The organism is Aeromonas sp. BIGb0405 (assembly GCF_024807335.1).
In the GTDB taxonomy this organism is placed as follows: Bacteria; Pseudomonadota; Gammaproteobacteria; order Enterobacterales; family Aeromonadaceae; genus Aeromonas; species Aeromonas rivuli.
Genome location: NZ_JANUEP010000003.1, coordinates 311,852 through 335,808 on the forward strand (window position 1 = coordinate 311,852; position 23,957 = coordinate 335,808).

The window sequence follows — 23,957 nt, forward strand, 5'->3', positions numbered from 1 at the left end:
ACGGATATGTCATCGCAGGTCTTGAAATTGTCGATATGTCAGATATTTATCGAACTGTATACCTATGCTGAGTTCTGGTTTGGCAACAGAGTGCGCGTCGAAGGTACTGTAACCCAATTGTTCAAAGAGTATTATCATACTAGCGATAAAGATTATCGAGAGTTTCGTTTGTGTGCCATCAAGCATATGGTGGCACTATCTGCTCAGGAAGATAGCCACTGTAGTAAACAAGAAAGTAATAGAAAAAGTGTAAAAGAGAGTGTGAAAAACCTTCCGATGAAGTACAAAATACCCTTGCTGCTGCAGATAAAAGGGAGGTTTTGTCGTGCAGATATTGCAAATATTTTGAATATCTCCCAGATGGAAGTTGACGAGCGATTATTTATTGGGAAAACAATTTTAAGAAACAAAAAAATTGACTCTAAAATGTAATCATGTAGTTTTAAGTTATGTATACATTTTTGAATGTAAACCCTGTGATTCCATTAAAAGGCATATTGGCACAAGTGTTTGCTACTTGTTCAGTTGTGGCTAGCTATGGAAAGCTGCTGATGAATCTAACCTTCAGGAAATTGTTGATTTTTCCATTGTTGAGGGGACATTCCCGTCCACTTTTTAAACTCCCGACTAAATGCAGAGGGGTCAGAGAATCCTAATTCAAATGCAATATTGGTAATGTTTTCTTGCCCCTGTGAAAGGTGGAAGCAGGCCTGTTGAAATCGGCACTCTTTCAACATAATTGTGTAGCTGGTATTAAGTTTTTTTAACGCCGCCTGTAGATTTCTGATAGATATTCCCAGTGTGGATGCCAATCGCCCAACACTACATTCTCCCGCTTTAAGAAGTTCTATCATAGTATGCTTGCATTTTGTTTCAAAGTTATCAGGATAGGATGACACCATTTTACTTAATACGTTATCTACGAGTGAGTTGACATCTTCCTCATAAATAACTGGAGAGCTGTCGGCATATTTCATTGGGAAGCTAACCCCATTAAAACCGGATGAAAACTGAATGTGTTTATGATGTTCATCACTATACTCTTCTGGAGAAGACATCATAACATTCATGTGCAGATCTTTTTTTGGTATACCCAATCTTGTATTGAGTAATTTATATAATGACTGCGTTTGACAGAGAGATAGCTGTTGCATCATGCGCCCATCTGGGTCAGCAAGGTTGATGATACTGATTATCCCAAGCGCTTTACTATCAGAGAAATCAAATACAAGACTATTGTTGTGCACATAAAATTTATCTTTTAATAGCGCAATTATTTCCTGCATGCTCTTACGAGTGGTTAAGGCCACGGATAGGGCACCCAGCCTTGACCTATAATCAATCAGCGCATAATGCATGCCAAACAATGGCATTTTTAACTCTTTGGCGGTGAGAGAAAATAGGTCTGCTACCGATACTACAGGGATGTAGTTATCAGGGTTTCTGATCTGGGCCGGGGTCAAACCGACCTGCTTCATCAATGTAACAGGATTCCCGTTATGGGATCTGACGAAGTGCTCAAAGTGAAATAAACATTCCGCCCTTACGATGAATTTCCGTTTCATCAGCATATCCAGAGGTAGCATCTATATGCGCCTAGTCTGATGCAACTGAAGCCATTACTCAAGCCTCTTCCTGTCTGTCACAAAATCAAGTGAAACTAAAATTCTTCAACATAAAATCATTTAAAATCATATTGTTATGCCTATGTGTGGGTCGTTCGAAGCCCTTTCCGTCATTGGTCATGTGAATTTCGCTATTGGTCAAGCATGCCTCGCAACCTTGCTGCTAGACTTTCCACCATAGAAATTGAGTGGACAAGCGCTTGAGTAGTTAACCTCTGTAAAGCCTATGAAAACCACCTTAATCCACCGCTATCTCTGCACATGAATAAATCAGTGCGGAGTGAGCGTGGTTTACTTTATAAGCGCGTCTTTGCGCATTTAATAGTTTTAATGCAACGCGGTTTTTGCATGTGCATGGAGAAAAATAGCGATGCAGTTCATCAAGGTGACAGTGTTAAGAGACTTTAAGGCATTGTGTAGTCATTACAAAATTGATCACTACTCAATGTTGGATGCGGTTGGGATAGAACCTAACTTACTTAAAGATACAGCAGAGGGAGTGATCCCATTTATAGCCTATGTCAGACTACTGGATCTGTCTGCAGAAGTGGCTAATGCCCCTTTGTTTGGCTTTTGGTTGGCGAAAGCTACAGGTGTTAATTTCACCGGCCCCCTGGCCCTTGGATTCAGACTGCAAAGCAGTTTGTCCAATGCCCTGAGTTTTTTGAAAGAGAACATCAGCATTTATGTCTCTGGCGCTTATATCTCACAGGAGAGTGCGCGTGATGGTTACTGTGCCATCTCGATTGGTTGTGATTACTCGGACAGTATTCAATACCCCGGTATCTGCCAGGCCATATCGACATATTTATACAATTACATCCAGCTGTCATCATTAGGTGATAGTCATCTATGCAGAATAGTGTTGGAGCAACCAGCACCACACAATCTCAAGGAGAAAAACATTCCCATCGACTTTGGCGGTATGTTCAATGGCGTTTGCTTTCCACAGACATGGCTGGAGCGAGGATTTGAGATAGAAAAACATGAGGTGTTGGATTATATCAACCACAAGGTTGAGGAGTTAAGAAATGATAAAGTGATTACTATCTGGGAGCAAACAGAGGAAGTCATCAGAAACACCCTTCGCTTTGGTAGTGGATCTATCTATACCGTTGCGAACAGTCTCAACATCAGTGTGAGAACGTTACAAAACAGGCTGAAAGCAGAAGGGAAGTCCTATTCTGAGCTCCTCAAATCAGTTCGGTATGAGATGGCCGTACGAGCCCTTGAAGGAAATGAATCTATTACTCAGATTGCATTCCATTTGGGGTTTTCTGATGTATCCGTATTCAGTCGGTGCTTTAAGGGCTGGACGGGTATGTCGCCAAATCAGTGGCGAGGAAAAATGGTAAAGCCGTTAAAGAGAGCTGGTTAGCCATTTTACGCGGATAGCGTCATGATTATTAATTAGAGCAGCACTGAATTGCAGTTTACCTTGCGCATTATGCACGCATTGGTGCATCGATTGTACGGGATGATCTCACATGGATCTGTATCATGTGATGACTGCCTGACAACAAAGATTGAATGAACGATTTAGTCCATGGATTTATACATTCTGTTATGGGCGGTTAGTTGCTTTACCGTCGGGTGGATATTGGGCCTTTTTGTTACTTGAGGCTTTTTTACTGTTTAATTTTTCTTGTATTTATGGAGCAATAAAATGATGAAGAAAACAATCCTGGTTTCGGCCACTGCTGTTGCACTGTTTGGTCAAGTAGGTATCGCCAATGCGGCATCCACTGGCACCATCACATTCAATGGTGAGTTAACTGCGACCACTTGCGATGTGAGTATTGATGGTCAAGGTGCCGATGCGACGGTAATACTGCCAACCGTAAGTGCAAACACTTTGGCTGCGGCAAATGACACCACTGGGACTACTGCATTCAATATGGCCCTGAGTAACTGTGCTGGCACATTGCAAACGGCATCTGCCTTCTTTGAAGCAGGCACCTCAGTTGACCTGGCGAGCGGCCTGCTCAATAACATGGGCGGTACAGCCACCAATGTGAGCTTGCAGCTGCGTGATGGTTCGAGTGCATCTCAGGATGTGATCCAGGTGGGCAATAGCAGCCAGGTGACCAATACCACCATGGTCGATACGTCCAGCGGCAGTGCCGTGCTTCCATACCTGGTTGAATATATCACCCCGGCCGGTGGCGCAACACCAGGTACTGTCACCAGCAATGTTACCTATTCAATTCAATACAAATAATTCATTACAGAGAGAGGCCTCCTCTCTCTGTATCTTTTGAGAGGAATATATGAGAACGATTTATCCCGGTTCGATAGGGTTGATTTGCATGCTTTTTTTAACAACATTTAGCATGAACACTTCAGCGAGTGTCGTTATAAAAGGGACGCGAGTAATATACAAATCTGATCGTCAGGAAGTATCCGTCAAGCTGGAGAATATGGGAGCAATACCCGTGCTGATCCAAAGCTGGGTTGATGAGGGCGATATTGATGCCAGGCCTGATGATATCAAGAGCCCATTTATCTTAACTCCGCCGATAAATCGCCTCGACCCAGGCAAGGGGCAGACTTTGCGATTACGCTACGTTGGCAGTCAGTTGCCGATGGATAAGGAGAGTGTCTTTTGGCTGAACGTGTTGGAGATCCCAGCAAAGAAAAAGTTGGCAAAAGATAACAACTCTCTTCAAATGGCATTTCGTTCACGCCTGAAGATATTTTATCGTCCTGCCAGTTTGTCTGGTTTACCCCACGAGGCGGTAAAGTTTGTTAGCTGGCAGAAGAGACAAAATGGCGTCGAAGCGAAAAATAGCAGCCCCTATTATATCTCTTTTGCGAGTCTGTCGCTGGCGGGTAACTCTATCGATGGCGATATGATTCCCCCCAAGAGTAGTAAGTTATTCAAGCTTAAAGGCAGTGCCAATCAGGTCAAGGGAACCTATGTGAATGACTATGGTGCCATCATCCCTTTTGAGTCGGTCTTGAATTAATTATTTCCTCTAGTCAGGCGTTATTTTGTAACTCCCTTGACCTAGCATATTCCTATGGGCGATAACATGAATATATGTACTGTCACTTTCATGAGAAACTTGACATCTTATAAAACACGCATCTCGAAATTGTCCATGGTGTTATTTTATGCTTATTCGTCAATGGTATTGGCGGGTCAGGATGATACAGATCGTGATTATAATACTGACTCAGAAGAGGTAGAATTCGATCCCTCTTTCTTGCATGTAATTGGCGGCAAGAGTATTGACCTGCATCAATTTGGCAAGGGAGCTATGGCACTACCCGGTCATTATACGGCAGATCTGTACATCAATGATGTTGTCTCAATGAGGAAAGAGATTGAAGTTATACGCGGGGATAATGGCGAGAGTTTCCCCTGCGTCGATTTGACGATCATTAAAAATATAAATTTTGACTATCAGTCATTGCCCAAAGAGTTCCTCGATGAACTGGATGGTAGATCGACATGTATCAATATTGCCAATTTTATTCCTGCTTCTGCGGTGAACTTTGACAGCAATGAGCAGCGCCTGGATATCAGTATTCCGCAACGCTATTTACTGAAGGTGGCTCGTGGTGCTGTCAACGAGAACCTATGGGAAAGTGGTATACCTGCGCTGTTATTGGGCTATGGTATTAATGGCTATAGTAGTGCATCTCATGGTGTGAGAAACAATTCCATCTATGCTGGTATTGATGCGGGACTAAACATAGGATCTTGGTACTTCAGACATAAAGGATCATATAATTGGGCCGATTATGGTCTGAGTGATTACAGCATGATCAGTAATTATGTTCGTCATGATTCAGCAAACATCGGCGGCACCATCACCATAGGGCAATCAAACACCACAGGCCAAATATTTGACAGCCTGCCTTATCGCGGTATCAGTGTTGCCAGTAATGACAGCATGCTGCCCTCCTCATTAAGAGGTTATGCTCCTGAGGTGAGAGGGGTTGCGCGCACGAATGCGAGAGTCATCATACGGCAAAATAACCAGACCATTTATGACACTACGGTGTCTCCAGGTGAGTTTGTCATTGATGACCTCTATCCGACGGGCTATGGCGGCGACCTGGATGTGAGTGTCAATGAGGCTGACGGCTCAGAACATCATTTCAAGGTACCCTATAACGCAGTATCTGAATTGCTGCGTCCTGGTACGGCCAAATATTCATTTACGGCCGGGAAATATTATTCGACCAGCCTCATCAGCTCACCATCGTTATTGGAAATGACTTACCAGTTTGGTTTGACTAACTATCTCTCCCTCTATAGCGGAGGACAGGCGAGCGATCACTATTACACCGGTTTGCTTGGCTCTGCCATGGGAACCCCTGTAGGCGCGTTCTCTTTTGACATCTCCTATGCCAAGACGGAATTGGGAGAGGAGGGCGGCGTGATGGGCAATGAACTGAGCGGACAGAGTTATCGAGTCAGTTACAGCAAAGATTTTCAGGCAACGGGCAGCAATCTTGCCATTGCCGCAAACCGTTTCTCCTCGGACGGTTTCATGGACTTTCAAACAGCCATGCAGACGAGAGACGTCATAGATCGTGGTGGTAAAAGTGATCAGGTTTTTCGAGCAAAAAATCGCTTCACCGTGTCGGCCAGCCAGAGTCTCCCTGTTGGCTGGGGCCATGTGTATGTCAGCAGTTCGGTACAAAACTATTGGAACCGAAGTGAAACCGATAAACAGTATCAGGCTGGTTATAGCAATCAATATCGAACCTTGTCATATGGACTTAGCCTGAATCGCAGTTACAACCAGAATAATGATGCTGAAGATACCGTATTGCTGAATTTCAGTATGCCCTTAGGAGTAGGTGCCAATACACCTCAGTTGCGTCTTGATCTCTCTCGTGACAGCAGTGGTCATTTGGCACAACAGGCCACGCTTTCCGGATCCGCCGGGGAAGATAACCAAATGAGTTATGGCCTTTCAATGCTGCATGATTACCGAGGTCGAAACAGTGTCACAACTTACGGCCAATATCGGACCCCGGTTACCAACCTCAGTGGGAGTATCAATTCGGGTTATTACTATAACAGCGAAACAATTGGCCTGACGGGCACCCTGGTTGCCCATGAGGGGGGTATTACTGCGACGCCTTATAACGCTAACACCTTTGCCTTGGTGGAGGCCAAAGGGGCCGAAGGGGCCTCCGTCTCGTCATACCCAGGGGTGCGGGTCGATGGCAATGGATATGCATTGGTGCCGAACTTGACCGCCTATCAGATCAATAATATCGAGTTGGATCCCAATGGCATCGCAGCGGATGTCGGTCTGGAAAACACCCTGCTGAAAGTCGTTCCCAGGGCGGGAGCCGTGGTGAAAGCGCAATACCAGACCAGGCAAGGAACTCCCTTGCTGATCAATGCCCGCTACCAGGGCAAGCCGGTGCCCTTTGGTGCCAAGGTGCGGGATGAAACAGGAGATTACGTCGGAGCCGTCGGTCAGGGAGGACAGCTCTATGCCAGGGTGGCGCAGTCTGCGGGCTCTTTGGTGCTGAGCTGGGGCGAGGGAAAGAACAAGGAGTGTCGACTCGAGTATGCATTGACCCCCTCCCTGACGGGAGACCAACCTTTCGCGATTGCGCGTCTCGAGGCCGAGTGCCTCCCGTTATAAGCGATGAAAATGATATTGGCTACCCGTTGATGGGTGCAAACAAGAGATGAACATGAAGATGACAAGCTGTAATTTCAAGATGATGATCCAACGAGGCGCTGTTGCGCTGCTGCTCTATACAGGCGTGCCGCTCTTTGCCCAGGCAGCGCCGTTGTGCACCATAGATGCGGCAACCCCGGTCATCAACTACACGGCTGTTTTGCAAGGCGGCAACCTGACGGTGGGGCCGGATACGCCGGATGGCACCATCATTTTTCGCCAATATTTCAAGCCCTCCTACAACGTCAGATACGTGTGCGCCAGCTCGCCGACCCCTTATAGCCTGCATGAATACGACGATTACCAGAGCCTGCCATTGCCTCTCTCTTCTTGGGGAGGCTCCCCCTTCGGGGGCCAGGTCTATGAGACAGGGGTGCCGGGTATAGGGGTAGTCGCCTGGTATTCTGGCACCGCCTTCCCCTTGTCGAAGAACCCAGCCGATGTCAATGCCCTTTCCGTCTTTACAAAGGCGTTTATCCCGGAGTTTGATATCAGCTTCATCAAGACGGGTCCCATCAGCCCTGGCACCATACAGGGGGGGCAGTTGCCCACCCTGCGGGCCGACATGGTCATGGACGATGGCACCCATTACCCCATCATCAGGGCGGCGATGAGCGGCAGCATCAACATCGTCTCCCAGTCGTGCACCACCCCGGATGTCAGTGTCGATCTGGGCAGCCATGATATTGCCAGCAACTTTAGCGGTCAGGGTAGTGCCACCCCCTGGGTTCCCTTCCAGCTTCGGATGGAAAATTGTCCGACCTTTTATGGCACCATCAACGATGGTCAGAACAACTTCTACAGCAACGATGGCAGCAGCGGGGTCGGTGCTGTGAGCCCCAACTCCATCACGGTGAGCCTCACCCCCAATACCGCCATCATCGATGATGCCCAAGCGATCATGGGCTTGGCCGACACCGGCAGCCAGGCTAGCGGGGTGGGGATCCAGATTGCGGCTTATCAGGAGAGTAGGCCCGCGACCTTCAGCAAGCCCACCATTTTTTACCAGGGTTCGGATGGTTCCCCCTCTCGGACGGTGAACTATTTTGCCCGTTATATACAGACGGAGACGACTGTCACCCCGGGGGATGCCAATGGCACTGTCTCTTTCCTGATTGAATATAAATAACGAGGTGAACAGGCAGGGCGATGGGAGACCCCTTAACCGATAGAGATACCAAAAGAGCGTTATTTAAGACGTCGGTACTCATCATATAAAAAAGGAAATATCAGCATGGGATATGCAGATGTTATCAAAGGGCCCCTTCAAATAGGGGGGGCTGGTTTTTTTGCGCTCTATCTGGGCATTGTCCAACCGGCCATGGCGGCCCCCAAGTGCACAGTACGGCCAGAGAATCCGGTGGTGGATACCACCTCGGTATTGCAAGGGGGAAACTTGACGGTGGGGCCCGATACGCCGGATGGCACCATTATTTTTCGTCAATATTTCAAGGCAACCCATTGGGCATACTATGACTGTGAGCCGTCACCGACGCCTTACAGCTATAGCGAGGTCGATGACTTTTTGGTGCTGCCGCTGCCACTCTCCTCCTGGAGTGGTACTCCCTTCGGCGGACGAGTCTATGAGACAGGGGTGCCGGGTATAGGGGTAGCCGCCTGGTATTCGGGGACAGCGTTTCCATGGACCAGGGTGACGAGAAATGTGGCTGAAAATAGTTACTACTCCATAAATTTCGATCCCTCCTTTGATATTAACTTTATTAAAATTGGTCCCATTTCAGCGGGTACCATAAGTGGCAATATGTTGCCGACGATTAAAACCGAATTTGTCATGGATGATGGTACCCGCTATCCGGTGGAAACGGTGTCATTCAGTGGTGCCATCAATATTGTCTCTCAATCTTGCATGACACCGGATGTTTATGTTGAGCTGGGGCGTCATGATATCGCTGCTTTTAAAGGGGTGGGCAGTGGGATGCCTTGGGTGCCATTCAACATTGAGTTGCAACAGTGCCCAACCTTTCATGGCACCCTTAACGATGGGCAGAATACTTTCTACAGCAATGATGGCAGTGCCGGGGTGGGGGCAAGATCCCCCAATATCATCAAAGCAAGTTTGATGCCCAATACCACCATCATCGATGATGGCCTGGCCATCATGGGCCTGGCAGATACCGGCCGCCAGGCTGAGGGGATCGGAATACAGATAGCGATTCAGCAGGGAAGCCGCCTGGCCAGCTTCAACCAGCCGATAGACTTCATTGCCGGCATGGATGGCAGCCCGACCCGGTACTTGCCCTATTTAGCCCGCTATATTCAGACCGAAGCCGAGGTGACGCCTGGCGATGCCAACGGCACCATGGCGTTTCTTATCGAATACCAATAACCCCCTTGAGAGATAAAGGGTCATATTGCAGCCCATGTCATGACTCAGGCCCAACAAAAAGCCCATCAATCGATGGGCTTTTTGTTGGGCCTGAGCTGGCGTTGCGCTTAGCTCTGGCTGTCGATGACCAGCTTGCCATCCTTGACGGGGATGGTTTTTCCCGGCTCGCGATCCATGCGGATCACCCCTTCCTGACCGGCCAGCTTGTAGCTGACGTCATAGCCCAGGGTGCGGGTGCTGCTGTCTTGCACCGTCTTGCAGCGCTGCTCGGTGGTGGTGTAGGTGTCATTGTTTTGCATGTTGCCTTGCACCTGATTACCGGCGTAGCCGCCCGCCGCCGCCCCGGCGACCGTGGCCACCGTCTTGCCGCTGCCACCGCCAAATTGATGACCGAGTACGCCCCCCAAGGCGCCGCCGACCACGGTGCCGAGGATCTTGTGCTGATCCTGTACCGCTTTGCGGTGGGTCACCGTGACGTTGCGACACTCCTGGCGAGGCGTCTTGATGGTCTCGGTGACAGGCTTGCTGGCCAGCACTTCGGCGAACTGGGGCTTGGACTCAAACAGTGAGCCGCTTGCCACCGCCGAGAGGGTCACTGCCGAGGCTATACCGATGCCGAGACCGGCTAACAGGGACTTGTTCATCTCTCTCTCCTTACAGTCTGTTGCTGCCTGCGATGAGGCTTGCCGCTATCTTGGCAGTTTACGCAATAGTCTCAAGGCAAAGGCCCCCCGATTGCGACAAGGATTGACTGCGCCAAAAACCGCCGCCTGCAAAGGGTGTCTGTAAATAGCGACAAGTCAGGCCCGGATAGCTGCAACATCCGGCGGAGTGGGGCCGGTGGCGGGCGATGAAAGAGGGGGCGTTGACGAGCCGGGACTGCTACCTCGACCGGCCAGGGTTGAGACACCAGATGGTTTCTCTTGTGCAGAGGCAAGGAGGCGGCGGCCAACTCTGGGGGAAGAGTGTTTGCGGATAGTATAAAGAGAGCGATGAACGGGGCCCTGTCGCCATGGCCCCGGCAAGCGGGTTCAGCGGGGCGACTTGGTGCCCCTGACCCACTTGTTCAGCGCCTCCCACAGGCCGCTGATGAAGTAGTAGAGTCCCCCCGCTTCGGTCGCCTTGGTGTACTCCTCCAGAGGTTCAATCATGCCGCTTCGGAATTTTTCGAGGGCCTCCTGGTCACTGTCTGCCTGTATGTAATCCCCCACCACCTCGAACTCCTGGGCCAGCAGTTGTTCCTTTTCCGGCAAAAAGGACGGCGATGACATCAGCAAGAAGGTGACACTGGCGGGATCCTGCCCCTGACGGAAGAACTGGTATTTGCTCATACAACCTCTGGATTTGGATAGCATGGCGGCATTATCCCCGCAGGGAGCCCGCCTTGGCAGGCCCCATCTGTGGCGTCAAACGGAGTCGGTTGTTCAGGTTGACTTCAGGCTGCGGGTGAATGGCTGCGGGGTTGTGTTGCTCTGCGCTAAGGCGCGCGCACTCAGCCTTGGCGCGGTTTTTTCTTGCCAAATAGCCGGGGGGCATGGAGCAGCAAATAGATGAAGGCGCCGTGGGCGGTGGGGGCACCATAGGGGCGGCTGGGTTCTGCCATGTTGAGCTGGTGGGATTGCACCGCCGACCGGGGATCGGGGGCCAATATGGGTTCCCCGATAACCTCGAAGCCCTGGGACAGCAGTGCCTGCTTGTCCCTGAAAAAGTCGGCGGCGGCCATGTCGAGCAAGGTGAAGGCTTCGGGTGCTTCCTGGGTGGCAAAAACCTGGTATTTGTTCATGGAGTCTGGGGCTGAGTGGCAAGGGAGAGTGGCCATTATCGTCGCGAGCTCATTGAGAGGCGACTCCCTGTCTAGGGGGGGCCGCCAGCCTTGGTATTCCGGCCCGATCGGGGGCGCAGAGTCCCCTGAGGCGGCTTGACAATGGTAACTCCCGCGAAGAGGGCGCAGGCGCATAAAAACGGGCCCATCAGGGCCCGTTTTGTCTATCGGTGCAAAGACTACCTGTTGTGGCGCTCATGGAGGCGCTGTACCACATCTTTCAGGCCCAGCCCCTCGTTTTGCAGCAGCACCGTCAGGTGATAGCGCTGGGTCAACATGGATCCGTTGATCACTTGTTGTGGCGCTCATGGAGGCGCTGTACCACATCTTTCAGGCCCAGCCCCTCGTTTTGCAGCAGCACTGTCAGGTGATAGAGCAGGTCAGCGGATTCGTTGATCAGCTCTTCTCTGTCTTTCGCCATGGCTGCCAGCGCCACTTCGACACCCTCTTCCCCGACCTTCTGGGCGATGCGCTTGGTGCCCTTGGCATAGAGGCTGGCGGTGTAGCTGGTAGCAGGGTCGGCCCCCTTGCGCGCCGCCAGGATCTGCTCAAGCTCGGCGAGAAAACCAAGGGGCGGCAGCGGGTGGCCATCGAAGCAGGAGGGGGTGCCAAGGTGGCAGGTGGGGCCGACCGGGTCTGCGGCAATCAGCAGGGAATCGCTGTCGCAGTCAGTGCTGATGGCGACCAGCTTCAAGACATGGCCCGAGCTCTCGCCCTTGGTCCAGAGACGCTGCTTGCTGCGGCTAAAGAAGGTGACCTGGCCGCTGGCCAGGGTCTTTGCCAGGGCCTCGCGGGTCATGAAGCCTTGCATCAGCAGCTGACCGCTGGCGGCGTGCTGCACCATGGCGGGGATCATCTGATCGCACTTGGCCCAGTCGAGCCGGTCGATGAGGGAGGGATCAATCAATGGATTATTCACGGATAGCGACTCCTTGGGTGCTAAGCCAACGCTTCAATTCGGGTATGGGAATGAAACCTTTGTGGAACACAGAGGCGGCCAGGGCCCCGTCCACATCGGCATCGATAAAGGCATCGCGAAAATGCGCCATGGTACCGGCGCCGCCCGAGGCGATGAGGGGCACCTTGCACTGGGCGCGCACCAGCTTGAGCTGGTCAAGATCATAACCCTGGCGCATGCCGTCCTGATTCATGACGTTGAGCACTATCTCACCTGCGCCGCGCTGTTGCACCTCTTTCACCCAGTCGAGGGTATTCCAGGCGGTAGTGCGGGTGCGGCTCTCGTCGCCGGTGAACTGCTTGACCTGATACTGGCGGCTCTGTTCATCAAAATAGGAGTCGATGCCGACCACGACACACTGGACCCCAAAGCGTTCGGCCAGGCGGGTGATCAGGGTCGGATCGGCCAGGGCTGGGGAGTTGATGGAGACCTTGTCGGCGCCAAACTCCAGGATGCGCTTGGCATCGTCGACACTCTTGATGCCACCGGCGACGCAGAAGGGGATGTCGATCACCTCCGCCACCCGGCTCACCCAGCTCTTGTCGACCACCCGGTCATCGCTTGAGGCGGTGATGTCATAGAACACCAGCTCGTCGGCGCCCTGCTGGGCATAGCGACGGGCGAGATCAACGATACCGCCCATCACCTCGTGATTGCGAAACTGCACCCCCTTGACCACGACGCCATCTTTGACGTCCAGACAGGGGATAATGCGTCTTGCCAGCATCAGTAGCCTCCTTCTTGTGGCGACAGGGTTTCCCCCTGGTTGGCCCAGCAATTGATGGCGTCGCTCACGCTGAACTTGCCCTCCAGCAGGGCGCGGCCGAGGATGATGCCCTTGACCCCCGAGCCCTTGAGCGCCTCTATGTCCTCAATGCCGCCGATGCCGCCCGAGGCTTGAAACGCCACGCTCGGGTAGCGGGCGCAGAGATCGCGATAAAGCTCGACGTTGCACCCTTTGAGCGTGCCATCCCGGCTGATGTCGGTGCAGAGCACATGCTTGAGCCCGGCGGGGAGGAAGCGCTCGATCAGCGCCTCTATGGTGATGCCGCTGTCTTCCTGCCAGCCTGCCACCGCTATCTTGCGATTGCCTTGCGGGTCTATGTTGACGTCCAGGGCGAGCACTATCTGCTCGGGGCCGTATTTTTCCATCCAGCTCGCCACCAGCTCGGGGGACTTGACCGCGGTGGAGCCAATCACCACCCGGTTGGCGCCGGCGGCCAGCAAGTCGGCCACATCCTGTTCGCAGCGCACGCCGCCACCGACCTGCACCGGTGCCTCGGTGGCCGAGAGCAGCTGCGCGATGAGGGCGAGCTGACGGGCCTTGGCGTCTTTGGCGCCATCGAGGTCGACCAGGTGCAGCTGCACCGCGCCCTGGGAGACATATTCATCGAAGCGCGCCTGGGGGGCACTGGCGTATTCGGTCTTCTGGTCGTAATCGCCCTGATAGAGGCGCACCACCTGGCCGTTAATCAAATCAATTGCCGGAATAATCATCCTTGTCATAGCTCCAGGAAGTTTTGCAGTAAACGGGCACCGGCGGCGCCGGAGCGCTCCGGGTGGAACTGGGCACCAAACACATTGTCCTGATGGGCGATGGCGGTGAAGGGTACCCCATAGTCGCAGCGGGCCAGGGTCGCCTCGGTCACTTCCAGGGCGTAGGAGTGGACAAAGTAGAAGTAGCTGCCGCTGGGGATCCCCTTGAGCAGAGGGTGTGTCTCATCGTGCTCTATCTGGTTCCAGCCCATGTGGGGCAGACGCAGGGTGCCCACCTCCATCAGTTTGATCTTGCCGGGAATGATGCCGAGACAGGGGAGCTCGGCGCTCTCATTCATGGTCTCTTCCGAGGCTTGTGCCAGCATCTGCATGCCCAGACAAAAGCCGAGCAGGGGCTGGCGGGCTTCGCGGATGAGCGGCACCAGCTCGCGCTCGTTCAAGTTGCTCATGGCCGCTACCGCCGTGCCCACCCCGGGCAGGATCAACTTGTCGGCGGCGCGGATATCGCGGGCGTCGCAACTCACCTTGGGGCTGACCCCGAGTCGCTCGAAGGCCATGCGCACCGAGGCCAGATTGGCGCAGCCAGTATCGATAATGACCAGATTTTGTGTGCTCATCAGCAGATCCTTCTTGTGGGCAGGCCCCTGTTTGGCACTGTCGCGGCGCTATCGATAACGGTCAGGTTGCACGCGCCCATCACAGCACCCCCTTGCTGGAGGGGAGATCCGTGCCTTCCACCCGGATGGCCTGGCGCAGGGCGCGGCCGAAGCCCTTGAACAGCGCCTCCACCTGGTGGTGACTGTTACCTGCATCCACCGAGAGGTGCAGGGTGATGGCCATGGCGTCCGACAGGGAGCGGAAGAAGTGGGGCACCATCTCGGTGGCCATCTCGCCCACGCTGTCGCGGCCAAAACCGGATTCGCAGCGGAACACGAAGTAGGGGCGACCACTCAGGTCCAGGGCGGCGCTCACCTTGGCGTCGAGCAGGGAACTCTGGGCTGGCAGGCGAGGCTGGGCATCGATCAGTGCCTCGACCTCGTCCATCGCCAGCACGAAGCCAAAACGGCCAATGCCGCGTTTGTTGCCAAGGGCCTCGCGCAGGGCCTGACCCAGGGCCAAGCCGACATCCTCCACCGTGTGGTGATCGTCAATGTGCAGATCGCCGCTCACCGCCAGTTGCAGACTGAAACCGGCGTGGGTCGCTATCTGATCGAGCATGTGATCGAAGAAGCCGATGCCGGTGCTGATCTGGTTGCCGCCGCTCTTGTCCAGGTCCAGTGCAACCCGGATGCGGGTCTCCTTGGTGTTGCGCTCCACCAGGGCGGTGCGCCCCTTGCTGAGCAGCTGATCGCGGATGGCGAGCCAGTTGTGATCGCCTGGCTGATAGCGAATGCCGCCAATGCCCATGTTCTCGGCCAGCTGGATATCGGTCTGCCGGTCGCCAATCACAAAGGAGTTGGCAAAATCGATGCGACCCGAGGCGAGATACTCCTTCACCAGCCCCAGATGGGGTTTGCGGCAGCTGCAGCCATCGGTGGGGAAGTGGGGGCAGATGAGCACCTTCTCCCAGTGCACGCCCTGGGACTCGAAGATGTGCATCATCAGATCCTGGGGCGGCTGGAAGTTTTCAAGGGGCAGGCTGGCAGTGCCCAGCCCATCTTGATTGGTGACCATCACCAGCACATAGCCGGCGGCCTGCAGCTCGCGCAGCACCGGGATCACCATGGGCTCAAAGCGCAGCTTGGCGAGGCTGTCCACCTGCTTGTCGGTGACCGGCTCTTCAATCAGGGTGCCGTCACGGTCGATAAATAAAAATGGGGTCTTCATCTCTCTACATCCTTATAAGCGGCTGACGGGGGCAGTGTCGTCCGCACTGTTGCTGGCAGACATCGTGTTGGCAGTGAGGTCCCGCAATACCTTGAGCACGGCATCCATCTCATCCTGATAGCCGACCGTGATGCGAATGCTCTCTCCCAGGCCCGGTTTGTTGGAGAAGTCCCGCAAGATGATGCCGGCGGCCTTCATGGCGGCGAAGACGCGCGCGCCATCATGGAAGCGCACCAGGATGAAGTTGCCCTTGTCTTCGAAGATCTCGCGCACGCAGGGCAGGGTGGTCAGGGCGCGCTTGAGCGCCGCCTTCTGCTCATTGAGGTCCATGACGCGGGCCTGCATCAGCGCAAGACCGGCCGGGGTCAGGGCCTGGGCGGCAATCTGCGCCACCGGATCGGGGATGGGGTAGGGGGCGATCACCTTGGCGAGCAGGGCGATCACTTGCGGCGATGCGAGGGTAAAGCCGCAGCGGATCCCGGCCAGGGCGAACGCCTTGGAGAGGGTGCGGGTCACCACCAGATTGGGGAAGCGGGCCAACAGATCCACCACAGAGGCGTCCGGGCAGAACTCGATATAGGCCTCGTCCACCACGACAATGGCGCTATCCCGGGCGGCTTCCAGCAACGCGATGAGGCCATCGCGCCCGACCAGATCCCCGGTCGGATTGTTGGGGGAGCAGAGGAACACCAGTTTGACCTCGGAGAGGGCATCGCGAATGGCGGGCCAGTCCGGCTGACGATCCGTGGTAAGCGGTTGTTCGACGATGCCCACGCCGCAGGTCTCGGCGCTGATGGCGTACATGCCATAGGTGGGCGGGCAGATGAGGATCTGATCCTGACCCGCCTCGCAGAAGGTGCGAATGAGCAGCTCGATGGCCTCATCGGCACCGCGGCTCACCAGCACCTGATCGGCGTTGACCCCGGCATAGGCCGCGTAGCCATCGACCACCTGGGCTGGCTGGCATTCGGGATAACGGTTGAACTTGTTGCTCTGCACCGTGAAGGCGGGGGAGAGCGGAGCCTCGTTGGCATTGAGCCAGACGTGGCCGCTGCCGCCGATGCGGCGGGCGGACTGATAGGGGGTGAGGGCGCGCACCACACGGCGAGCCAGCTTGGCGATGCTCATGACAGATCCTTTTGTTGCAGCTTGGTGGCGAGGGCGTTCAGCCTGAGGGTGACGGCCTGCTTGTGGGCATCGAGCCCTTCCGCCTGGGCAATGCGCTGGACGATGGGGCCCAGATCGCGCATGCCCTGCTCGCTCAGCTCCTGCACCGTGAAGCGGCGCTGATAATCGGCCAATCCCAGGCTGGAGCAGGTGCGGGCATAGCCGTAGGTGGGCAGGGTGTGATTGGTGCCGCTGGCATAATCCCCCACCGATTCGGGGGTCCATTGTCCCAGGAAGATGGAGCCTGCGTTTTCGAGCCGGTCGAGCAGCTCCCGGGGGCTGCGGGTCTGCACTATCAGGTGCTCAGGGGCGTAGGCATTGGAGATGGCACAGGCCTCCTCCAGGTTGTCACACAGGAGGGTGAGACTGCTTGCCAGGGCCTGAACGGCGATGTCCCGGCGGCTGAGCTGCGCCAGCTGGCTTGCCAGCTCGATGTTGACGGCCTCGGCCAGGGCGGCGCTGGTGGTGACCAGTACCACCTGGCTGTCCGGGCCGTGTTCGGCCTGGGAGAGCAGATCCGAGGCGACGAAGGCGGCATTGGCACTCTCGTCGGCAATCACCAGCACCTCGGAGGGGCCAGCCGGCATGTCGATGGCCGCGCCGCGCCAGTCCCGGGAGACCTGGCCCTTGGCCTCGGTCACATAGCTGTTGCCCGGGCCGAAGATCTTGTCCACCTTGGGGATGGACGCAGTGCCGTAGGCCATGGCGGCGATGGCCTGGGCGCCGCCGATGGCGAACACCTTCTCGACCCCGCAGGCGCGGGCGGCGAACAGGATCTCGTCGCTGGCTGGCGACGGCGTGCAGAGCACCACCTCGCGGCAACCGGCAATGGCGGCGGGAATGGCCAGCATCATCACGGTGGAAGGGAGGGGCGCGCTGCCCCCCGGCACATAGAGACCGACCCGGTTGATGGGTTGAGTACGCAGCTCGCACAGGACGCCGGGCTGGGTTTCGACCCGCAGCACAGGCTGCACCTGCGCGCGGTGGAAGGTGCGAATGTTCGTGGCGGCGGCCAGGATGGCGGCCTGGATGTCGTCATCGAGCCGGGCGCAGGCGGCATCGATTTCCGCTTCGCTCACCCGCAACTGTTCACGGGGGGCGCGCTCGAAACGCTGGCTCAGTTCGCGCAGGGCGTCATCGCCCCGGGTTTTGACCGCGGAGATGATCTCCGTCACCACGGCGCCGACATTGGCTTCATCGTCCAGGGCCGGGCGGGTCAAGGCCTCGGCTTGCTGGGCGGGGGTGAGCTGGTTCCAGATGAGGGTCTGCATGGTGCCCGCCCTTATTCCATCATCTTTTCGATGGGCAGCACCAGAATGGAGCTGGCGCCGAGGGCCTTGAGCTGCTCCATGGTCTCCCAGAACAGGGTTTCGCTGGAGACGACGTGCAGGGCGACCTGATTGGTGTCACCGGCCAGCTGCATGATGGTGGGGCGCTCGGCGCCGGGCAGCAGATCGGTGATGGCATTGAGCTTGTCTTTGGGGGCGTGCAGCATGATGTACTTGCTCTCGCGCGCCTGCTGCATGCCCTGGATGCGGGGCAACAGCTTGTCGATGATGGCTTGCTTGGCGGCGTTCAAGGGATTGGGGGCCTGCACCAGTGCCGCCTTGGAGCGGTAGATGACCTCCACCTCTTTCAGGCCATTGGCCTCCAGGGTGGCGCCGGTGGAGACGAGATCGCAGATGGCATCGGCGAGCCCTGCGCGGGGGGCGACTTCCACCGATCCCCCCAGCATGACGCTCTTGAACCCGAGACCTTGCTCGTCGAAGAAGCGCTTGAGCAGGCCGGGGTAGGAGGTGGCGATACGCTTGCCAGCCAAGCTTTGGGGACCTGTGTAGCTGGCATCTTCCGGCACGGCCAGGGAGAGACGGCAACCGCCGAAATCGAGCTGTTTGAGGGTCTTGACCTCGAAGGGCAGGCCCTGGGATTGGCGAATGAGCTGCACCTCTTCCAGCACGTTCTCACCTATGATGCCAAGGTCGACCACCCCCTCCATCACCAGACCCGGAATGTCGTCATCGCGCACCCGCAGAATGTCGATGGGCATGTTTTCGACGTGGGCGATGAGGCGCTGTTCACGCAGATTGATCTTGAGGCCGCAGCTCTTGAACAGGGCCTGGGAGTCCTGGCTCAGGCGACCGGATTTTTGCATGGCGATGCGCAGACGTTGTGTTTCCATTGCTCGATTTCCTTCTAGTCAAAAACGAAAAAACCCTCGGAAGTGTGTGCTTCCGAGGGTTTATGAATCTTGCGGTCCTTTTGGAAGTCACCTGTTAAGTGTCTTCCAGCAGCCAACCTCCTGAAAGACTATTCGGGATGATGATGGTGGTGATGAGTCTTCAGTGAGGTGAACTTCATGTAAACAATCCTTTACAAATAAGATGTCGTAACTGACGCCCGGTTTACATTACCGACCTTGACGAAAATTGCAACCCGGGATTGTAAATTTCAAGAAGAAAGTAAGGAAAGGTCGCCGCTGGTCGATAATAAGACAATGCTAATACGGAGGATATCCCATGCCCAATCAGGATCTGCTCTTCCCCATCTTGCCGAGGGCCCCGGCCACCCCGGGCAGTGATGCCATTCGCCGTGAGGTGAATCCCATCGATCACAAGCACAGTGCCCACGAGATAGGCACCGAGCGGGATGGCGGCCAGGGCACCCCTCAGGAGCCGCCGCGTCCCAGGACGCCACCGCCAGTCAGTCAGGGCGATGCCGATGAGCCAGGGGGACACAAGCCGGATCCTGACCACAAGATCGACTTGTTCGTCTGAGCGTTTGGCTTGCCCCCGCTTTTGGCTATAATCGCCCCCTTTGCTTGCGGGAAACCTCCTTGACCATCCAGACCCTGTTCTCAGAAGGCGGCCCTCTTGCCCGTCATATCGACGGTTTCCTGGCCCGTGCCCCTCAGTTGGAGATGGCTGAGGCGGTGGCAAACACCATCAAGGACCACGACCGTCTGCTGGTCGAAGCGGGAACGGGCACCGGCAAGACCTACGCCTACCTGGTACCTGCCCTGGCATCGGGCAAGCGGGTGGTGATCAGCACCGGCTCCAAAAACCTGCAGGAGCAGCTCTTTTACCGGGACTTGCCCACCATCACGGGGGCGCTCGATTATCACCAGCCCGTGGCCCTGCTCAAGGGGCGCAGCAACTACCTCTGTGTCGAGCGCATGAACCGCTTGATGAGCGAATCCCATCTGCAAAAGCCGGAGGTGATGAGCGACCTGGTCAGGGTTAAATCCTGGTCGAGCACCACCAATACCGGCGATGTGGGGGACATTCCCGGCCTGCAGGAGAACGCCGAAATATTGCCCCAGATCACCAGCACCAATGACAACTGCCTCGGTCGGGATTGCCCCTATTACGACGATTGTCACCTGGTGATCGCCCGGCGCCGCGCCATGGATGCGCAAGTGGTGGTGATCAATCACCATCTCTTCTTCGCCGATATGGCGGTGAAAGACACGGGATTTGGCGAGTTGGTGCCGGAAGCTCAGGTCTATGTGTTCGACGAGGCGCACCAGCTCGGCGAGATAGCCACCAACTACTTTGGCAAGTCGGTATCGAGCCGTACCATCCAGGATCTGGCTCAGGATATCCAGCTTGCCTACCGGGCCGAGGCCCATGACATGGCCCAGCTCGGCAAGGCGGCGGATCGGCTCAGTATTGCCAGTCAGGATCTGCGCCTCGCCTTCGGGGTCGATGGCGGGCGGGGCAACAGCCGGGATCTGCTGCGCCAGCCCCAATGGTGCCAGGCCCTGGCCCGGCTCAATGATGCCATCGAGTTCTGCTATGAAGTGCTCAAACTCGCCTTGGGGCGCGGCGAGCAGCTCGATCACTGCTTCGAGCGACTCTGTGAGCTCAGGACGCGACTCGGGGAGGTGCTGGCCATCAACCAGACCGGTTACTCCTACTGGTACGAGTGTACCCGGCTCCATTTCTCCCTCAATCTGACCCCCTTGTCGGTGGCCGAGCGGTTTGGAGCCGAGGTGATGCGCCCCGAGGTGGCCTGGATTTTTACCTCGGCCACTTTGACGGTGGACATGGGATTCGATCACTTCAAGGCGGAGCTGGGACTGGCGGGCAGCCGTGAGCTTATGCTCGACAGCCCCTTCGATTATAGCGAGCAGGCGCGCTTGTGCGTGCCGCGCCAGCTACCCGAGCCCAATGCCTTTGGTCGGGGCGAGATGCTGGCACTGCGGCTCATCCCCCTCATCAACAAGACGCCGGGGGGCTGCTTCTTCCTCTGCACCAGCCATCAGGTGATGCGTCAGGTGGCCGAGGTGCTGCGCCGGGAGATAGGACGCACCGTCTTGCTGCAAGGGGAAGACAACAAACAGCGACTGCTGTCGACCTTTGTCGAGAATGGCCGCGCCGTGCTGGTGGCGACCAGCAGCTTCTGGGAGGGGATAGACGTCAGGGGGGCGGCACTCTCCTGTGTTATCATCGACAAGCTGCCGTTTGCTAGCCCCGACGACCCCCTCCTCAAGGCGCGGGTCGACGACTGCAAGCTCAAGGGGGGGGATCCCTTCGCCGATATCCAGCTACCCAAGGCCGTGATCGCCCTCAAGCAGGGGGTGGGGCGGCTGATACGTGATCGCCGTGATCATGGCGTCCTGGTCATCTGTGATCCCCGCATGGTCAACAAGCCCTATGGCGCCACCTTTATCAAGAGCCTGCCAGCCATACCGCGCACCCGGGACCTGGATTGCCTTGGCGAATTCTTTAGCGGTTTGGCCGAGGCGGCGCGCCCGGACTTGGCCCAGACCGATCTGTTTCAATGATGCCTTTTAGAGAAGAGTTGCGAATGAACGAGTTGAAGATCCTGGCCCTCGATACCGCCACCGAAGCCTGCTCCGCCGCCTTGCAGGTCGGAGAGTCCATCTATGTGCGCTGGGAAGAGGCGCCGCGCGATCACACCAAGAAGATATTGCCCATGGTACAGGCCTTGCTCGATGAGGCCGGGATCACCCTGAGCGAGCTCGACGCCATTGCCTTTGGCCGTGGTCCAGGCTCTTTCACCGGGGTGCGGATCGGGGTTGGCGTGGCTCAAGGCCTGGCGTTTGGGGCCGGGGTGCCGCTGATTGGCATCTCGACCCTGGCGGCCATGGCCCAGGGGGCCCACCGCCTGGAGGGGGCCGAGCGGGTAGTCAGCGCCATCGATGCCCGCATGGGGGAGATCTATATCGGCCGCTATCTGTTGCAAGATGGTCTCATGGTATTGGACGGCGAAGAGCGGGTCACGGCCCCCGAGGCCGTGGCGCAAGAAGAGACCCTTTCCGGTCTCTGGTTTAGCACGGGTACAGGATTCGAGACCTATGCTGATCTCCTGAACGGTCTGGCCGATGACCTGAGACCCTGCCCGGCGGCTCGTCTGCCGGCTGCCCAGGACATGTTGCCACTGGCCAAGGCCGCCTGGCTGGCTGGCAGTGCGGTGGCCCCGGAGCAGGCGACCCCCGTATATCTGAGAGACAAGGTCACCTGGAAGAAGCTGCCCGGACGGGAGTGAGCCGGTTTTGCAGTCGAACCAGAGCAAAGGAGAGGGATATGAACACATGCCATCTGTTTACAAAGAGCCTGCTGCTGGGCCTGGCCGGTCTGCTGCTGGCCGGGTGCAGTTCAGTGCCCAAGGAGCTGGCCTATGAGCCGCAGGGGGACTTGGTTGCCTATCAACCTGCCCTGACGGGCCAGGAGGGCAAGCCGGCCCGCTGGAGTGGAGTCATTGCCGCTGTCCATAACGAGCAGACGCGCAGCCTCATCGAGGTGGTCTATCTGCCCCTCAAGAGCAATGGCGTGCCCGAGCAGACGGAGCAGAGCCCTGGCCGCTTCCTGGCGGTGATGCAGGGTTTTGTCGATCCGACCCTCTATGCCAAGGGGCGCAGCCTGACGGTGCTTGGCACCCTGGACAAGCCGGTTGAGAGCAAGATTGGCGATCACAAGTATGAGTTTTCGGTGATCAGGGTAACCGGCAGCAAGCTGTGGCCCCCCATCAAAGAGGTGGAGGTTCGCTACATGGATCCCTACTTCAATGACCCTTTCTACGATCCCTTCTGGCCGCGCCGGTCGATGCGCCACTGGTGATACCGCGCCATGAATGAGAGAGCCGCGCTGGGAAATCTGATGAGAGAGGGGCAGTTGCGGCTGGCCGATGGGCGCCTGATCGCCTATCTGGAGTCCGGCCAGCCGGGACAGCCTCTGCTGCTGGCACTGCATGGCTGGCTCGACAATGCCGCCAGTTTTTTGCCTCTTGCCCCCCATCTGGCTGGTTTTCATCTCATCTGCGTCGATCTGCCGGGCCATGGTCAGTCGGATCACAAGTCTTCTCCCTATGTCTTTATCGACTGGCTCGACGATCTGCACCAGATCATCGATGCGGGAGGCTGGCAACAGATCACCCTGCTCGGTCACTCCCTGGGGGCCTTGATCGCCTCGGCCTATGCCGGGGTCTTCCCGGAGCGGGTCGCGCGGCTGATCATGCTGGAGGGGCTGGGGCCCCTTAGCCAGTCCGATGACGCCGTTCCCGAGCAGATCCGACGTGCCATTCTCAACCGCTCTCGTACTCGGGAGCGAGCCAGTCAGGGTTTTACCAGCCTGGAGGAGGCGGTGGCGGCCCGTTGCAAGGTGGCCGATATCTCCCCCGAGGCGGCGCGGCTCATCTGTGCCCGGCAACTCGTTGCGCGAGCTGCCAGGCTGCATTGGCGCAGCGATCCCAGATTGCGGGATCTCTCGCCGCTGCGCATGAGTGAGGGGCAGGCGAGGGCGCTGATGGCGGCGATTGCCTGCCCTGTATTGTTCATTCAGGGTGAGCAAGGCTTTGCCCAGCTGACGGCGCAATGGCAAGCCCGCCAGGGATGCTTCGCTGACATTCAGCGGCGCTGGGTGGCGGGAAATCACCACTTTCATATGGATAATCCCGTGCAAACCGCTGTTGCTATCGAAAAATTCTGTCAAATTCGCTAGAATCCCCCGCTTTCAATCTTTCAGGTTTGCCTCGTCCCTCACATTTCACGCTTGTTAAGTGGCTGTTAATTTCTATTGTCGTATGTAAAGAT

24 protein-coding genes and 1 other annotated feature are annotated in these 23,957 nt (G+C 56.2%); of the genes, 12 read left to right on the plus strand and 12 right to left on the minus strand.

The features are described from left to right. Positions 1 to 6 precede the first annotated feature (6 nt). The gene (locus M2366_RS09725) at positions 7 to 432 is read left to right on the plus strand and encodes a hypothetical protein (RefSeq protein WP_259236074.1); all 426 of its coding nucleotides are present in this window, start codon (positions 7 to 9) and stop codon (positions 430 to 432) included. Between the two features lie 125 nt (positions 433 to 557). Here M2366_RS09725 and M2366_RS09730 read toward each other — a convergent pair whose 3' ends face one another. Beyond that, positions 558 to 1,565, minus strand: a complete 1,008-nt coding sequence (locus M2366_RS09730) for an AraC family transcriptional regulator (RefSeq protein ID WP_259236075.1) — start codon at positions 1,563 to 1,565, stop codon at positions 558 to 560. Between the two features lie 430 nt (positions 1,566 to 1,995). On the opposite strand from M2366_RS09730, the gene M2366_RS09735 reads away from it, so the two are divergent. The 6 genes from M2366_RS09735 to M2366_RS09760 all read left to right on the plus strand — a co-directional run bounded on the left by M2366_RS09735 (position 1,996) and on the right by M2366_RS09760 (position 9,632). Then, positions 1,996 to 3,003, plus strand: coding sequence for a helix-turn-helix domain-containing protein (locus M2366_RS09735; protein ID WP_259236076.1), 1,008 nt, complete (start codon positions 1,996 to 1,998; stop codon positions 3,001 to 3,003). Between the two features lie 288 nt (positions 3,004 to 3,291). Further along, a complete protein-coding gene (locus tag M2366_RS09740) occupies positions 3,292 to 3,846 on the plus strand; it encodes a fimbrial protein (protein WP_224430496.1) in 555 nt (184 codons plus the stop codon). Between the two features lie 49 nt (positions 3,847 to 3,895). Then, positions 3,896 to 4,594: a molecular chaperone gene (locus M2366_RS09745; RefSeq protein WP_259236077.1), complete on the plus strand. Its 699-nt coding sequence runs from the start codon at positions 3,896 to 3,898 to the stop codon at positions 4,592 to 4,594. Positions 4,595 to 4,729: 135 nt separating this feature from the next. After that, entirely contained in the window at positions 4,730 to 7,246 is a 2,517-nt protein-coding gene (locus tag M2366_RS09750; protein ID WP_259236078.1) for a fimbria/pilus outer membrane usher protein, read from the plus strand. Positions 7,247 to 7,304: 58 nt separating this feature from the next. After that, positions 7,305 to 8,414 (plus strand): fimbrial protein, encoded by a 1,110-nt coding sequence (locus M2366_RS09755; RefSeq protein WP_259236079.1) that lies wholly within the window; start codon positions 7,305 to 7,307, stop codon positions 8,412 to 8,414. A gap of 105 nt (positions 8,415 to 8,519) precedes the next feature. After that, a complete protein-coding gene (locus tag M2366_RS09760; RefSeq protein WP_259236080.1) occupies positions 8,520 to 9,632 on the plus strand; it encodes a fimbrial protein in 1,113 nt (370 codons plus the stop codon). Between the two features lie 107 nt (positions 9,633 to 9,739). On the opposite strand, the gene M2366_RS09765 is transcribed toward M2366_RS09760, so the two are convergent. The 11 genes from M2366_RS09765 to hisG all read right to left on the minus strand — a co-directional run bounded on the left by M2366_RS09765 (position 9,740) and on the right by hisG (position 19,082). Beyond that, positions 9,740 to 10,276: a glycine zipper 2TM domain-containing protein gene (locus M2366_RS09765; RefSeq protein WP_042043201.1), complete on the minus strand. Its 537-nt coding sequence runs from the start codon at positions 10,274 to 10,276 to the stop codon at positions 9,740 to 9,742. A 387-nt stretch (positions 10,277 to 10,663) separates the two neighbouring features. Then, positions 10,664 to 10,963, minus strand: coding sequence for a hypothetical protein (locus M2366_RS09770; protein ID WP_259236081.1), 300 nt, complete (start codon positions 10,961 to 10,963; stop codon positions 10,664 to 10,666). 161 nt (positions 10,964 to 11,124) lie between these two features. Next, positions 11,125 to 11,415 carry a hypothetical protein gene (locus M2366_RS09775; RefSeq protein ID WP_259236082.1) on the minus strand — a complete coding sequence of 97 codons (291 nt, stop codon included), beginning with the start codon at positions 11,413 to 11,415 and terminating at the stop codon, positions 11,125 to 11,127. A 328-nt stretch (positions 11,416 to 11,743) separates the two neighbouring features. Further along, positions 11,744 to 12,373, minus strand: coding sequence for a bifunctional phosphoribosyl-AMP cyclohydrolase/phosphoribosyl-ATP diphosphatase HisIE (gene hisIE / locus M2366_RS09785; protein ID WP_259269593.1), 630 nt, complete (start codon positions 12,371 to 12,373; stop codon positions 11,744 to 11,746). Beyond that, complete coding sequence (hisF, locus tag M2366_RS09790) at positions 12,366 to 13,139, minus strand: imidazole glycerol phosphate synthase subunit HisF (protein ID WP_259269594.1); 774 nt, start codon at positions 13,137 to 13,139, stop codon at positions 12,366 to 12,368. Before hisF ends, hisIE begins: the two co-directional genes overlap by 8 nt. Further along, entirely contained in the window at positions 13,139 to 13,909 is a 771-nt protein-coding gene (gene hisA / locus M2366_RS09795) for a 1-(5-phosphoribosyl)-5-[(5-phosphoribosylamino)methylideneamino]imidazole-4-carboxamide isomerase (RefSeq protein ID WP_259269595.1), read from the minus strand. The genes hisF and hisA overlap by 1 nt, the downstream gene beginning before the upstream one ends. 5 nt (positions 13,910 to 13,914) lie before the next feature. Beyond that, the gene (gene hisH / locus M2366_RS09800) at positions 13,915 to 14,526 is read right to left on the minus strand and encodes an imidazole glycerol phosphate synthase subunit HisH (RefSeq protein ID WP_042043208.1); all 612 of its coding nucleotides are present in this window, start codon (positions 14,524 to 14,526) and stop codon (positions 13,915 to 13,917) included. Positions 14,527 to 14,605: 79 nt separating this feature from the next. Then, positions 14,606 to 15,736, minus strand: a complete 1,131-nt coding sequence (gene hisB, locus M2366_RS09805) for a bifunctional histidinol-phosphatase/imidazoleglycerol-phosphate dehydratase HisB (RefSeq protein ID WP_224430487.1) — start codon at positions 15,734 to 15,736, stop codon at positions 14,606 to 14,608. Between the two features lie 12 nt (positions 15,737 to 15,748). Next, complete coding sequence (gene hisC, locus M2366_RS09810; protein ID WP_259269596.1) at positions 15,749 to 16,864, minus strand: histidinol-phosphate transaminase; 1,116 nt, start codon at positions 16,862 to 16,864, stop codon at positions 15,749 to 15,751. Then, entirely contained in the window at positions 16,861 to 18,174 is a 1,314-nt protein-coding gene (hisD, locus tag M2366_RS09815; RefSeq protein WP_259269597.1) for a histidinol dehydrogenase, read from the minus strand. Before hisD ends, hisC begins: the two co-directional genes overlap by 4 nt. An 11-nt stretch (positions 18,175 to 18,185) precedes the next feature. After that, on the minus strand, positions 18,186 to 19,082 hold the full coding sequence (gene hisG / locus M2366_RS09820; protein ID WP_042043215.1) for an ATP phosphoribosyltransferase: 897 nt from the start codon (positions 19,080 to 19,082) through the stop codon (positions 18,186 to 18,188). A gap of 28 nt (positions 19,083 to 19,110) precedes the next feature. Then, positions 19,111 to 19,235 (minus strand) — a sequence feature (His leader region). Positions 19,236 to 19,419: 184 nt separating this feature from the next. On the opposite strand from hisG, the gene M2366_RS09825 reads away from it, so the two are divergent. The 5 genes from M2366_RS09825 to M2366_RS09845 are packed head-to-tail and all read left to right on the plus strand — an operon-like array spanning position 19,420 to position 23,865. Continuing rightward, positions 19,420 to 19,677 (plus strand): hypothetical protein, encoded by a 258-nt coding sequence (locus tag M2366_RS09825; protein ID WP_224430484.1) that lies wholly within the window; start codon positions 19,420 to 19,422, stop codon positions 19,675 to 19,677. A gap of 59 nt (positions 19,678 to 19,736) precedes the next feature. Further along, positions 19,737 to 21,689 carry an ATP-dependent DNA helicase gene (locus M2366_RS09830; RefSeq protein WP_259269598.1) on the plus strand — a complete coding sequence of 651 codons (1,953 nt, stop codon included), beginning with the start codon at positions 19,737 to 19,739 and terminating at the stop codon, positions 21,687 to 21,689. A gap of 23 nt (positions 21,690 to 21,712) precedes the next feature. Further along, positions 21,713 to 22,414 carry a tRNA (adenosine(37)-N6)-threonylcarbamoyltransferase complex dimerization subunit type 1 TsaB gene (gene tsaB, locus M2366_RS09835; protein ID WP_259269599.1) on the plus strand — a complete coding sequence of 234 codons (702 nt, stop codon included), beginning with the start codon at positions 21,713 to 21,715 and terminating at the stop codon, positions 22,412 to 22,414. Between the two features lie 38 nt (positions 22,415 to 22,452). Then, entirely contained in the window at positions 22,453 to 22,986 is a 534-nt protein-coding gene (locus tag M2366_RS09840; protein WP_404972793.1) for a Slp/YeaY family lipoprotein, read from the plus strand. 9 nt (positions 22,987 to 22,995) lie between these two features. Next, positions 22,996 to 23,865, plus strand: coding sequence for an alpha/beta fold hydrolase (locus tag M2366_RS09845; protein ID WP_404972794.1), 870 nt, complete (start codon positions 22,996 to 22,998; stop codon positions 23,863 to 23,865). Positions 23,866 to 23,957 lie beyond the last annotated feature (92 nt).